We start from the raw sequence: 14,096 nt of genomic DNA on the forward strand, positions 1-14,096 counted from the left end.
TTTGGGATGTTATATTAATTGGCAAATATTGTTAGTTTAAGCTTAAAGAAACATTTTTGTATTGCGAATTCCAAAAATAGAAAGCAACTGCTCTAAAGTAGTGAATGAAAATTTAACCAATACAAAAAAGATCAAGGGGGCTTTAAACTGGTCAAAGATTTTGAGCATATATACGATAATTATACTCGTATGATGCTTTTTGCAAACTCCAATAAGCACAAAATAGAAAGTATACATGAAGAAATGGCCGCAATACAGGAAGCGCACCATGAAATAGTGAATGAACCTCAAACCCCGGTTGAACTATTGAATTCAATAGAAGGACTAAAATCAAGACTTGACTCGTTACATGAAGAAGTAGATGCAATTTTGTATCAGTACGGTGCAATCCATGAGATGTTGCATCAGGTAGATGTAATGATATCAGATTACTACAAGATGGATATAGAAATCTCTTCGTATGAGTTAAATGGAATAGAACAGGATCTTTTAAGCGTTAAAGATGAGTATAAACGGTTTAAATTATTAAAATCGGAAATAGGTGCTGTAACTGAAAAAATAGTAGATAGAAGGATTTAAAATTTGAATTAAATATTATAACTATCTTAATTTGGAAAATAAGTCTGATTTTTGAAATATTGAGAAAACAGAATGTTTCCGAACTATCGAAAATTTCCAATTTCTGAACATTAAAAATAAAAAGTTTTTTTAAAGATTAGAGAACACCCTTTGTACTTGGGATTATATCGTGTTCAATCCGTAATGCATCTTTTAAAGCCCTTGCAAATGCCTTAAAGAGTGATTCTATTTTATGGTGGTCGTTTTCACCTTCCACCCGTGCATTGATATTAATCCTTGCAGAACTTGCAAAGGATTCAAAGAAGTGTTCAACATTCTCTGTGCTCAGGTCTCCAACTTTTGCATTTTTAAATTCGAAGTTTAAGACACTGTAACTTCTTCCGCTTATATCCACGGCTACAGTTGCCAGTGCGTCGTCCATAGGGATTATTGCATGTGACATCCTTTTTATCCCTTTTTTATTTCCTATTGCACCTGCAAATGTTTCTCCAAGTAGTATTCCTACATCTTCAACTGTATGGTGATCATCTACTTTTACATCACCTTTAGCTTTAACACCAAGGTCGAAAAATCCGTGTCTTGCAAAAGAGTCCAGCATATGATTAAAAAAGTCAATTCCTGTGCTTACATCTGATTTTCCATTTCCATCGATATCTAACGAAATTTCAATGTCTGTTTCAGATGTTTTTCTGCTCATTTTCATGTATCGATCTGTCATTTTTGAACCTTCTTACAGATATTTATTCACTTTTTTTAAATGCTTCTTCATCTTCTTTACCATCTCTAATTACACGTATTGCATCTACAGGGCACCTTGAGGCACAGTTAATGCATACATGACAGTATTCTAAATGCGAAGCTTTTGCCTTTTTATCTTTGCCTATGCTCCATATTTTAGGTCCTTTAGGGCACGCTTCTCTGCACTTTCCACAGCCTATGCATTTTTCTTTATCTACTTCGATCCTCATGTTAATTACATTGTAATTTACAGTTAATATAATTTGCAGGCTTGATTTTCGAAGTCCAGTACAGACAGGCATTATTTAATAATAGTATTTTTTTAAATTCCACTCATTTAAAAATTCTCTAGTTTTAATTTACAGACTACATTTTAACTATGGTGGCTGAAGCAGCTTTAAAACCTATATATATGTCCATGCCAAGTGTTAAACCAAGTTTTTCTCTGGAATAATCTGTAACGTCTACATAAAGCTTTGCATTGTTCAGCTGGACAGTGAGCCTTATCATCTCATTGTTAAGTTCCATCCCAATTATGTTACCCTCAAACACATTTCTAACACTTGATTCATAGGGTTTTAACGTTACAAAAATATCATCTGGACTTATTAAAACAAGTACTTTATCTCCCTTATTAAAATCATGGTCTAATGGAATTACTATGGTTTTTCCTTCTATATCCACATGCATAACCTTATTCTTTTCGTAAATTCCTGTAATTTTACCTTCTACTTCATTTACTTCAGAATGCTTTTTAAGGATACTTGTTAGCTTGGTATATTCCCAGAGTATTTGTTTACCTATATCGGTAACGCTGCTTGCACCTCCGCCTCCTTTTCCCCCTCTTTGGGTGGAAACGATTGAAGATCCAAGTTTCTCTTCCATTATTTCAATGTTTTTAAGGGCTGTTCTGTAGGGAATTCCTGTTTTTTTGGATGCTTTCATTATGGATCCGTATTCATCGATGTGTTTAAGGAGAAGGAATTTTTTGTAGTTTAATGATACCTGTTTTCCGCCGATTGAAATTTCCATTTCCAGTTTATATTCTGGTTTTTCTTCTATGTCCATAAAAAGCCCCTATAATTTTATAATAATTCAAGTTAGAAATGAACTTTGGTATATTCTTTCTAATTTTTTCTATATATTATTTTACAAACCTATCTATAAATTTAACTACCTTTTCAACTGCACCAGAGAGTGGGCCGAATTTCTTGCTGTATCTTCTAACTACTCGTATATCCCTTTTTGTAAATCCGCCTATTAATGCAAATATGATTGTATATATAATCGGTGCAATTATAATCGCTGCAAGAAGTCCTAAATCTATAACTGTTCCAAAAAGTTCTAAATCCATTTTAGGTATGAAATATATTGATAGGCCCATAATAGCAGATGCAAATCCAATTTTAGCAAAATCAAGATATGGTAGTTTCACTTCTGTTATATGACAAGTTTTCCATAGTATTACAACCATTATTGAAAATGCAACTATGGTGGTTGCAACAGCTGCTCCTATAATTCCATACATTGGAACCATAAGGAAATTCAATATGATATTCAGCACGGTTCCTATAATTAGGATAATCATAGGAAGCCTTGGGTGTCCCATTCCCTGTATTATACTTGATGATACCATGAAAAGGGTGTAGAATGTCATTCCAACAACCAGTATGCTTAGTGCAGGGGCTCCAAAAATATAATTGGATCCAAATAGCAGGCTGAGAAGAGGTTGTGCGAATATTGCAATTCCAACACAAAGCGGAAGCACTAACAGTACCACATAACGATATGATTGAGTTATATAATTTTCAAGAAGCACTTTGTCCTTTAAACTGGCAGCTTCAGAAGCTGCAGGGAGTATCACAGCTGCTACTGAAAGAGAAATAATGAGGGGAAGCCTTGCAATAGGATCTGCAGTTGTATAATACCCTGCATCCTGTGCAGGTAAATATCTACCTATAACAAGAGGCCCTACATCATATATGGCCATTTCTGAAAGCGCAGTTATAGCTACAGGTATTGAAAAGACTAAAAGTGTTTTCAAAAGCACTAATTCGTCTTTAAAACTAATTTTATTGACTGGTTTTGGGAAGAGTACCCATACATATTTCTTAAGGAGTATAATGGAAACTATAGCAGAAGCTATGAACCCAAAAGCGGTTCCAAGAACTGCTCCTGCTGCATAAAAACCAATGGAAACAAATGTAACAGCCATACCTATCATAAATACCTGTTCTACCGCACGACTGGCTACAACAAGCTCCATCTTATAAACACCCTGGAATGCACCCCTTAAAGCTCCAACTATAACGCTGAATGGAGTTATAAGTGCAACGGCTTGAAGTGGATAAACCATGGCTGGTTTCTGGAAATAGAAATTTGCTATCCAGTCTGCAGAAAAGAATATTAGAATACCAAAAAGAGTCCCTGCCACCATCATAAATTTGAGGGAAGTTAAAATAACCTGTCTTGCCATGTCCTTTTCATCGACAGCATTATGTTGTGCCACAAATTTAGAAATTGCTGGAGGAAAACCTCCTGCAGATAGTACCTGGAATATGCCTTGAAACGGTGTTGTAAGGCCCACTAATCCATATCCCTCAGGCCCAAGCATTCTGCTCAATATAAATCTATAAAGATAACCGCCCACTCTAAAGAACAGGTAGCTGACCATCATTAAAAAGCTTCCTCTGAGTATCTTTGAACTTCCATTTGGGCTTTCACTTGGGTTTTCACGTGGACTTACATCTGCTTCTTCCATTAACTCACCAAAAATAATTACCTATAAAAATGTTGATTTTTTAGAAAAATTAGCATCTAGGTTTTCTAATTGCCCAGTATCATTTATAAAGATTGTCACATCGTTTGCCAGGTAATAGGAATATGCCTTTTTTTAATATAAATTCATTTATTTAATATGGAATTAATAGTATTTAATGGTTTATTTAATGCTTGTTAACTTGATAATACAATTATTTTGGCTCTTTTGAGTGTATTATAATATAATATTGGATTTTTATCCTTAAATATGTCAAATGTTTGAATATTGTAACAAAAAATCCCTTAAAAACAGGGAAATAAAATAGGAACTTTTAAATAATAATTTAATTACAATAATTTTGTTTTGTAATAATTTACAAAGCAATATTTGGGATATAAATTTATATTATCAAAATTCAGAGAATTTTGTAACCCCAAAATCAAAAATTTTGGAGGTGAAGGGGATTAAAACGCGAATAACTTATAGATATGTAAATAAGATGATAACTTTAGTTTTTTTATTTAGTATTGTTTTTACTGTATTATCTACTGTTAACACGGTTTCTGCTGATCAGTCAATTATTTATGTAAGTGATTTGACTGGTAATGATAGCTGGAACGGTGAATCATCAATATGGGATGATTTAACTATGTCTGGCCCTAAAAAGTCAATTAAAAATGCAACAGGAACCATAATTAGTGGTGGAACAGTAAATATTGCAAATGGGCATTACTCAGGAGAAAATAATACTAATGTCGTTATTGACAAGAATATGACTATTGCCGGGGAAAGCAGAGGGAACACAATTATAAACGGTACAGGTTCTGCGCAGATATTCACCATTCAAAGGGGTATAAATGTAATTATCAAAAATTTAACCTTTGTAAATGGAACTGCGACCCAGAATTTAACACTTGCAGACAAGAATATAACTGCAGGCGGTGCCATTTGCAATTTTGGGAATTTAACTATTGTTAACAGTACTTTTAGAAGTAACACCGCAACAAGTGAAGATATATCCAAGAATCACGCTGTTGCCGGCGGAGCTGTATATAATGCTGGAGATTTGACGGTTACCGTCAGTGATTTTATAAATAACACTGCAACAGGTAATTTAATCGGTAACAATGGGACTGCAGGTGGTTCTATTTTTAACATTGGAAGTTTAACCGTGGATACCAGCAACTTCACAGGTAACAGTGCAACTGCAGGTGGTGCAATTTATAATCTGGGAGTCTTAACAGTCCTTAACAGTATTTTCACAGGTAACACTGCAGCAGGGAACAATGTAACATCAGGCGGTGCTATATACAATGAATACAACAGTACTTTGAACCTTAATGGGGGTATTTTGAATATATATGGCAGTACTTTTACAGGTAACCAGGCATCAGGCAACGGCACATCTGGTGGCGGTGCAATAGGTAATGAAAAAAATTTAACCATTAAAAATAGTACTTTTACAGGTAACAAAGTTATTAGCACAGGTAACACTGCAATGGGCGGCGCTATATTCAATATAGGTAATTTAACTGTAACAAACTGTAAGTTTGGATTAAATGCTTTAACAGGAAACACAGCAAATGGTAAAAATAACGCTTCAGCTGCAGGTGCTATTTTAAATAGTGGAAATTTAACCATTAATGGAAGTGAATTTAATTATAATGCTGCATATTTTGGCGGTGCTGTCTACAATGGGGGTAATTTAACTGTCGCAGGCAGTAATTTCACAGGTAACACTGCAATGGGCGGTGCTATATTCAATACAGGCAATTCAACCATAACTAGCAGTAATTTTACTGGTAACGCTGCAAATAGTGCAAAAGGACATTCAATTGGAGGGGCTATTTCAAATTCAGGTGTTTTAACTGTAAATAACAGTAAATTCAACGGCAACACTGCAACTAACGGCGGTGCTATTTGTAATGATGGTAATGCAACTGTAATTAACAGTACTTTCACTGGTAACAAAGTAAGCAGCTCAGATATCACTGTGGAAAATTATGGCGGCGCCATCTATAATGAAGGTAAATTGAGCGTCAGCGTCAGCAATTTCACAGGAAACCATGCAGTCAGTACAAATGCCATGAATCTGGCATACGGCGGAGGTGCAATTTTCAATTTCAAAGAAGCAACAGTTAAAACCAGTAAATTCAGCGGGAACACTGCAGATTTTGGCGGTGCCCTTTCTAACATAGGTAAATTGAGTGTCAGCAGCAGCACTTTTACAGGAAACCATGCAGTCAGCACAATTTCAAGTTATGCGTTCGACGGCGGTGCAATCTCTAATAATGGTAATTTAACCGTTACTTACAGTACTTTTACCGGTAATGTTGGAGATGTAGGAGGTGCTATTAGTAATTGGGGCAATTCAACTACCACAGTAATAGGCAGTACTTTTACAGGCAATAATGCTACTTCTAATGGCGGTGCTGTTTACAATGAGGGTAAATTGACTGTAAATTTCTGTAGAATTATTGGAAATAGGGTTAAAGTATCTAAATATGTATCCAGTACAGGATACATTCTTGAAGATATAGAAAACTACCACGGTTCGGCTAATGTTAGATACAACTGGTGGGGTTCCAATGCAGGCCCGTCAAAAGGCAGAGTTGTTGGTGCAACTGTTAGTCCATGGATGGTCTTAACTTTAAGAGCAAGCCCTACTACTATTAAAGCCAGAGGGACATCAACTATATATGCGGACTTCTTCTATGATTCAAACGGTGGTTATCACAGCTATTCAAGCGGCCATGTTCCAGATGGAATACCAGTAAGTTTTACTACTAAATTTGGGACTATAAACAGTAAATCATCTACAGTTAATGGAGCTGCAAAATCTACTTTAAAAGCAGGATCAACAGGGGGCATTGTCAACGTTGCAGCTAAAACTGACAGTCAAACTGTACAGATCCCGCTAAAAGTGATTTCAGCATATCCTAAAAATTATGCTACTGGCGTTTCCAGAACTAGCACTATTTACATTAAATTCAGCCAGAACATTAAAACAAGCACATACTGGTCTAAGATATACGTTAAAAACCTTAAAACAGGAAAAAAGGTTGCAATCAGCAAATGGATTTCAGGAAATACACTTTACATCAAGACTAACTCAAGGAGATATGCATACTACTGGTATCAGGTTTATATTCCTGCAGCAGCGGTAAAAGACTATGCAAATCGTAACTTAGCCACAAGATATACTTTTAAATTTAAAACAGGGAGATATTAAAAGTTAACTTCTATTTTTTATTTTTTATTGAGTTTTAATTAATTTTATAAATTGAATATTAGTTAACTACTAAACTTAGCATTTATAATGGATTTTAGGGTTTTTATAAATCATAATATATCTATTTGGCTGATTTTATTCATATTAGAATGTTAATAAATAATTAAATCTATAAGTGACGTTAATTATACTATAAAAAAATATAAAATTTTAAATAAGCACTTCATTTTAGTATATATATTTTTTAATAATTTAATAATTAAAATTTTGGATTAAAAATGGGGGTGGAAAATATTAAAACACATATTAGCATGGGATGTGCAAATAAAACGTTATGTATAGTTTTTTTGTTTAGCATTGCTTTTATTATATTATCTGCTGTTAATGCGGTTTCGGCTGACTCCTCAATTATTTATGTAGATTCTGGGGGAAACGATAACTGGAACGGTGAAGCATCTGTATGGAATGGAACAGATGGCCCTAAAAAATCCATCAAAAATGCAACAGGAACTGTAATTGAAGGTGGAACAGTAAAAATTGCAGACGGAAGCTACACAGGGGAAGGCAATACCAATATCTACATTGAAAAGAATATGACCATAAGAGGCCAAAGCAAAGAAAATACCGTAATAAATGGGGCTGGTGAACATGATGGGATATTCCAGATCCAGGATGGAATTACTGTCATAATCATGAATTTAACAATGACAAAAGGCACCTCTGAAATGGAAGGTGGTGGCGCTGTCTCTAACGATGGCACTTTAACCATTATTAACTGTATTTTTACAGACAACAAGGGAGGCGACGGCGGTGCTATTTTCAACTATGGAAATTTAACAGTTAATAACTGTACTTTTACAGGTAACGAGGGCTTTGGTGGTGCTATTTACAACGGAAATAAATTGAATGTAATAAACAGCACTTTCACAGGTAATATTGCAACTGAACGCATGGGTGGTGCCATTTATAATTCAGGTACTTTAATTGTAACAGGCAGTATATTTACAAATAATACTGCAGATTATGGCGGTGCCATTTCCAATGAGGGTACAGTAACTGTAACAAACAGTACTTTCAAATATAATGTTGTAAACAGCACATATGATGATGTAGTGAGTTATGGCGGTGCTATTTATAATAAATATGGTAATTTCAACGTAAATGGTTGTACTTTCACGGGTAATAAAGCAAGTGGCACAAATACTGGGCCGCGTTACAGGGGTGGTGCTATTAGCAATGGCGGCACTTTGAATGTAAAAAACAGTACATTTACTAATAATGCAGCAGATTATGGTGGAGCTATTGCTAATTGGGGTAAATCATCCGTTAGCGACAGTATTTTCATAGGGAATAATGCAAGCACCGTAGATGAAAAGTTAGCTTACTATGGCGGAGCTATTTATAATAAAGGTACTTTAACTGTTACAGGCAGCAATTTTACAGGTAACCTTGGAGATTACGGCGGCGCTATTTCAAACTTATATGGTTCTAATACGACTGTATCAGGCAGTACCTTCAAAAATAACGGAGGAAACCTTTATGGTGATGCAGTTTACAATAGGGGCAAATTGATCATGCATTTCTGCAGCTTTATAGGAAACCATATTGAGGGGTGCCCTCCTGAAGACATATACAACGATGATGGTTCGGCTGATGTCAGATACAACTGGTGGGGCTCCAATACAAGTCCATCAGAAAGAGTCTATTATGATGCAACTTTTAGTCCATGGCTAGTTTTAACTGTAACTGCAAGTCCTGGTAGTGTTAAAGCTGGAGGGGTGTCAACCATAACTGCGGACTTATGTCACGACAGTAAGGGCACTTATCATGATCCTGCCGGTGGATATGTTCCAGATGGGATAAAAATGAATTTAAGTGCAACATTGGGAACTTTAGGCGGCAAATCATTATCTACCATTAATGGAACTGCAAAAACTACTTTTAAAGGCGGATCAACAGGGGGCATTGCTAAAATTTTAGTTAAAGCGGACAGTCAAACTGCATATAAATATGTCACGGTAGACATTGCTCCGCCAAAAATAGCTTCAACCAGTCCCAAAAATAAAGCTGCAGGTGTTTCAAGAACAGGTACCATTAAAATCAAATTCAGTGAAAATATTAAAACAGGTGTGGACTGGTCTAAAATCTATGTGAAAAACAAGTATGGAAAAAAAGTTGCAATCAGTAAATCAATTTCAGGAAACTATCTCTATATTAAAACAACATCTAAAAGATACAGTTACTCATATTACGCAGTTTACATTCCAGTATCAGCAGTAAAAGACTATGTGGGGAATAACCTTACTAAATACTACACATTTAAATTTAAAACAGGGAAATACTAAATTCTCTGTTTTTTTCTATTTTTTGAGAATTTAGCTTTTTAAAAGTCCATTTCAACATTTTCTAAAAAGTTTGAAAAATTCCTGACAGTCTTTTTAAGGACCCTAAATCCTTCAGCATCATTTTTAACACCTTCAAGGGAGTCCTGCGACCAGAATGTCGCCCCTAAATTGGCCCCAAATGCGCCGCCGCTTACTGGAACGGCCCCGTTAAGTATATAAAAAGTGAATATTTGCTGGATTACAAGTTCCTGGCCGCCGTGTCTATCGCCCCCGACTGAAATGGCCATACCAACTTTTCCCCTCAAAAAGTTAATGTCTGCAGCGCCCATAGCTCTGGTCCTGTCCATAACCATTTTTAACTGAGCACTGATCCCTCCATTATAACATGGAGAAGCAAATACAAGTCCATCTGCCTCACGGATTAAATCATAGACTTCATACATATCATCTTTAATTATACATTCCTTTTTCTTTAAACAGTAGTTGCAGTGCCTGCAAGGGCTGATATCTTTGCCCCTAACGCTGAAAAAATTTGTCTCAAATCCTTTATCTTCAAGCATGTTTAAAGCTTCATTTAAAACATAGTCTGTAGCTTGTTTTCTTGGACTTCCGCATATACCTACTATCATTATTAACTCTCCGAGTATAGTGTATCTAATCAGACAAATAAAATTTGTGTGTGGAAATGCCCAGATAGAAGGGAATTTCTATTTTAAATAAGTGATCTTTTGTAATAGATAGACTCTTTTTAATTGAAAGATTATAAATTTTTGTAATATTCATGTGCTTAAAAAACTAAAATTTGCAAATTAAAGATTTGCAAAATTGAGATCTACGGTTTAGACAGTTTTGTGGCACGCAAAAATTTTTCAATTTTTGTTTGAATTATTTTCTTCAACTGTAAAATTTTCGTTAATCCATAGGCCTATCACGTTTAAATCCGGAAATAGATTTTTAATCCGGTTTACTGCAGTATTAATCTGCTTTTTATGAGTTATATCGTCAACTGGATTTCCAGCACAGTCATAATGGCCAACTACAAAAATATTTCTAGATCCATGCCCTGAAATCGAAACTTTCACATTTTTTATGATTTCATGGATATCTGAATTTTCAGCGGCTAAAAATCCGTCCATTCCAGCTTTAGTTACCATATCTACATATTTTACATTGTATTTTTCTGTAATCCAGTTAATGGCAGGTAATTGTACCCGTCCATCTATACAGTTCAAGCAGGTGGCAAAGGTCATGCATTTCCTCCGTGACTATTAATTATTTTAATTTATCTTAAAAACTAGAAATTTTGGTTTATAATACTTAAATAAAAATAGGTAAGCATAGCAGAGCTATGCTTTAAAAAATAAGTTAAATTGCTTCGTCTTCATCAAGAGCAAGTCTCATGGTGTCAGGGTCTTGAGGCATGTGGGCTAAGAAGTCTTCAGCTGCACGTCTTACATCTCTTGAACCTATGATGTACCTTCCGACAATGATGATGCTTGCACCGCTTGTAAGTGCCTTATCTACTTTGTCAGGTGTTATTCCACCTGCAACAGCGACAAGTCCGTTTTTACCAAGGATTTCTTTGATCTGGTTGATGTTACCCCATTCTGTTACTTCTGCTTCAGCTTCTCCACGTTCTTTTGCAGCGGTTTCGAGGTCAACATTTCTGTGTAACAGGACAATGTCAGGTTTAAATCTTAATGACTGGAGTTTTTCAACGAAGTTTTCCACGTTCATCATGTCCAGTATGGAATATATTCCCTGTTTCATTGCTTCATGGATTGCTTTTTCGATGGATTCGACGGTTCCGAGTCCAGAAATTGCAACAGCGTCAGCAGTTTCATCTGCAGCTATTTTAACTTCTACTCTTCCGACATCGAGGGTTTTAAGGTCTGCAATTATAAATGCGTCTTTTCGCAGTTCTCTGATTTTGCTTATAACTCCAACACCGAATTTTTTAATTAGCGGTGTTCCAGCTTCAAGCAGTATTCTTTCACGGTTTGGAAGGCTGTTTATTATCCTTTCAACATCATCAAAGTTGTCTAAGTCGAGTGCAACCTGTAAGTATGGTGGGTTCCATAGTTTTACTACTTTAAAGCCCATTATAGGGTGTGCACCACGGTCTTTTTCAGCTAAAACTTTTCCAACTGAAGGGTATCCTTCCATTGCTCTTCTTATTGCCAATTTTGTTGCCCCGTAGTTGTACTGATAAATTTTACGATAATCGCTTGCTTCAGGGTGTATGAAAACTGAAGCGAGTATTACTAAATCTTCTGCTTTGTCTTCAGGGATTAATCCTTCTTGAACTGCGTCTGCTACTGCTCTACTTACTGCAGTTTGAGCAGGGCCGAATATTTTTTCTGCATCGCACAAATCTTTCACAGTTACTTTAGGTATAATTAATGTGGCAGGCTTTGTAAGTAAGTTAGGCCTTATAACTGAAAGTAAGGGTGTGTGTCCTATTGATAGTTGTGTTAAATTATTTACAAATGCTGTACCAGCAGGGCCGTTTTTGTCCCCAATTACTAGATCAACGTGAGCTACTTCATTTCCGCTTCCTATTAAAGCTTCTCCTATATGATACATAATTGTTATCCTCCTAGATTAGTCTAAAATAATGTATTGAATTAGTGTAAATATAGTTTTAGTTTTTTAAAATCATAAATGTTAGTTTAATATTTTTATTGTAATGTGTGTGAATATTTTTGATCAACTGCTCAAAAATCCTATGGATTTTTGGCACCTGAAAATCGAAGCAATCAAAAACTACGTTTTTGATGCGTCAAAATTCTTTGAATTTTGACAGATTTTCGACGGCTTTTTCCAAAAAAAGGTTGGTGTGAATATAGTTTTAGTTTTTTAAAATCTATTAAATGTTGGTTTAATATTTTTGTTGTAATGGGTATGAATATATTTCTAGTTTTCTGTTAATTTAAATTGTGATTGGGAAGCACCAACAATTTAAGTTCCGTTTTTAAAAACTGAAAATAAGATTATATTTCTAAATAAAAGAAAAAAGAGAGGGGATTAATTAATCCGCAAGGTTGCCGTTTATAAAGTCGTCATAACCTTTAAGGTCCAGCATTCCGTGTCCAGAGAAGTTAATTATAATATTTTTCTCTTCTCCGGTCTTTTTACATTCCAGTGCTTCGTCCATACCTATTTTTATAGCGTGGCATGTTTCTGGAGCTGGGACTACACCTTCACATTTTGCAAATGTGGTTCCGCTCTTGAATATATCTCCCTGTTTTACTGAACGGGCTTCTACAAGTCCTTCATGTACGAGTAATGATACCAGTGAGGACATTCCGTGGTAACGTAATCCTCCAGCGTGTACAGATGGAGGTACGAAGTCGTGTCCTAGTGTGTACATTTTTAAAAGAGGTGTTAAACCTGCGGTGTCACCAAAGTCGTATTTGTACTCTCCTTTTGTAAGGGTTGGGCATGATGAAGGTTCTGCTGCTATGAATTTACAGTCAATTTTCTCGTCAATTTTATCTTTAACGAATGGGAAAACTGCTCCTCCGAAGTTACTTCCACCGCCCACACATGCTACAATTACATCAGGGTCTTCACCTAAAATTTCCATCTGTTTTTTGGTTTCAAGACCAATAACTGTTTGGTGGAGTAGAACGTGGTTTAAAACACTTCCAAGGGAATAATAAGCTTTTTCATCCTGTAGTGCATCTTCCATAGCTTCTGATATTGCAATTCCGAGTGCTCCTGGGTGATTTGGGTCTTCACTCAGTATTTTTCTTCCAAATTCAGTTTTATCACTTGGGGAAGGTATAACATCTCCATCGTATATCTGCATGATGGTTTTTCTGTATGGTTTTTGCTGGAATGAAACTCTAACCATGTAAACAGTACATTCCATGCCCAGCATGGAACATGCAAGTGATAACGCTGTACCCCACTGCCCTGCACCGGTTTCTGTTGTAAGACGTTCAACACCGTCTTTTTTAGCGTAGTATGCCTGTGCAATAGCAGTGTTTAATTTATGGCTTCCAGTTGGGGAAGTATCTTCTCTTTTGTAGTATATTTTAGCTGGGGTATCCAGGTAGTCTTCAAGACCAGTTGCTCTAAATAACGGGCTTGGCCTTCCGATCATTTTATAAACTTTTCTTACTTCTTTTGGAATCTCAATCCATCTTTCTGTAGACATTTCCTGTTCTAAAACGCCTTTAGAAAATACTTTAGGCAAGTTTCCTAGCTGCTGTCCTTCCTCTGTCTGTGAGGGCGCGGGAAGTTCTACAGGTAGGTCTGCTGCTATATTATACCATTTTTTGGGTATGTCTTTTGAGGATAGTGTAACCTTATACATTAAAAATCACCATTTAATTTTATTAAGACCATATAATCTGTGATATTATTAAATCTTTGTTGTACATATCTGTACTTTAATAATTATGGATTTTATGTTATGAATAAGTTTTGGTTT

General features: G+C 35.6%; 11 protein-coding genes. 3 read left to right on the forward strand and 8 right to left on the reverse strand.

Going from position 1 to position 14,096, the window contains the following annotated elements; genetic code table 11:
- Nucleotides 1-189 precede the first annotated feature (189 nt).
- Nucleotides 190-579 carry a hypothetical protein gene (locus tag ASJ80_RS06170; protein ID WP_141705215.1) on the forward strand — a complete coding sequence of 130 codons (390 nt, stop codon included), beginning with the start codon at nucleotides 190-192 and terminating at the stop codon, nucleotides 577-579.
- Nucleotides 580-715: 136 nt separating this feature from the next.
- On the opposite strand, the gene hisB is transcribed toward ASJ80_RS06170, so the two are convergent.
- From hisB to ASJ80_RS06190, 4 genes are all read right to left on the reverse strand, one after another.
- Nucleotides 716-1,297 (reverse strand): imidazoleglycerol-phosphate dehydratase HisB, encoded by a 582-nt coding sequence (gene hisB / locus ASJ80_RS06175; RefSeq protein WP_069585453.1) that lies wholly within the window; start codon nucleotides 1,295-1,297, stop codon nucleotides 716-718.
- Between the two features lie 22 nt (nucleotides 1,298-1,319).
- Complete coding sequence (locus ASJ80_RS06180) at nucleotides 1,320-1,619, reverse strand: 4Fe-4S dicluster domain-containing protein (RefSeq protein WP_245837508.1); 300 nt, start codon at nucleotides 1,617-1,619, stop codon at nucleotides 1,320-1,322.
- 64 nt (nucleotides 1,620-1,683) lie between these two features.
- Nucleotides 1,684-2,385: a TOBE domain-containing protein gene (locus ASJ80_RS06185; RefSeq protein WP_069585454.1), complete on the reverse strand. Its 702-nt coding sequence runs from the start codon at nucleotides 2,383-2,385 to the stop codon at nucleotides 1,684-1,686.
- A 76-nt stretch (nucleotides 2,386-2,461) separates the two neighbouring features.
- Complete coding sequence (locus tag ASJ80_RS06190) at nucleotides 2,462-4,078, reverse strand: flippase (RefSeq protein ID WP_069585455.1); 1,617 nt, start codon at nucleotides 4,076-4,078, stop codon at nucleotides 2,462-2,464.
- A 499-nt stretch (nucleotides 4,079-4,577) separates the two neighbouring features.
- On the opposite strand from ASJ80_RS06190, the gene ASJ80_RS06195 reads away from it, so the two are divergent.
- Nucleotides 4,578-7,310 (forward strand): Ig-like domain-containing protein, encoded by a 2,733-nt coding sequence (locus ASJ80_RS06195; RefSeq protein ID WP_069585457.1) that lies wholly within the window; start codon nucleotides 4,578-4,580, stop codon nucleotides 7,308-7,310.
- A 311-nt stretch (nucleotides 7,311-7,621) separates the two neighbouring features.
- Complete coding sequence (locus ASJ80_RS06200) at nucleotides 7,622-9,655, forward strand: Ig-like domain-containing protein (protein WP_069585459.1); 2,034 nt, start codon at nucleotides 7,622-7,624, stop codon at nucleotides 9,653-9,655.
- A gap of 38 nt (nucleotides 9,656-9,693) precedes the next feature.
- Here ASJ80_RS06200 and ASJ80_RS06205 read toward each other — a convergent pair whose 3' ends face one another.
- The 4 genes from ASJ80_RS06205 to ASJ80_RS06220 form a co-directional block, all read right to left on the reverse strand.
- The gene (locus tag ASJ80_RS06205; RefSeq protein WP_069585465.1) at nucleotides 9,694-10,284 is read right to left on the reverse strand and encodes a flavodoxin family protein; all 591 of its coding nucleotides are present in this window, start codon (nucleotides 10,282-10,284) and stop codon (nucleotides 9,694-9,696) included.
- 240 nt (nucleotides 10,285-10,524) lie between these two features.
- Nucleotides 10,525-10,905, reverse strand: coding sequence for a carbonic anhydrase (locus tag ASJ80_RS06210; RefSeq protein ID WP_069585470.1), 381 nt, complete (start codon nucleotides 10,903-10,905; stop codon nucleotides 10,525-10,527).
- Nucleotides 10,906-11,020: 115 nt separating this feature from the next.
- A complete protein-coding gene (locus ASJ80_RS06215; RefSeq protein ID WP_048081917.1) occupies nucleotides 11,021-12,241 on the reverse strand; it encodes a bifunctional 5,6,7,8-tetrahydromethanopterin hydro-lyase/3-hexulose-6-phosphate synthase in 1,221 nt (406 codons plus the stop codon).
- A 445-nt stretch (nucleotides 12,242-12,686) separates the two neighbouring features.
- Entirely contained in the window at nucleotides 12,687-13,979 is a 1,293-nt protein-coding gene (locus ASJ80_RS06220) for a TrpB-like pyridoxal phosphate-dependent enzyme (protein WP_069585475.1), read from the reverse strand.
- Between the last annotated feature and the right edge of the window lie 117 nt (nucleotides 13,980-14,096).

The sequence above is a fragment of the Methanobacterium bryantii genome, from assembly GCF_002287175.1.
In the GTDB taxonomy this organism is placed as follows: domain Archaea; phylum Methanobacteriota; class Methanobacteria; order Methanobacteriales; family Methanobacteriaceae; genus Methanobacterium_D; species Methanobacterium_D bryantii.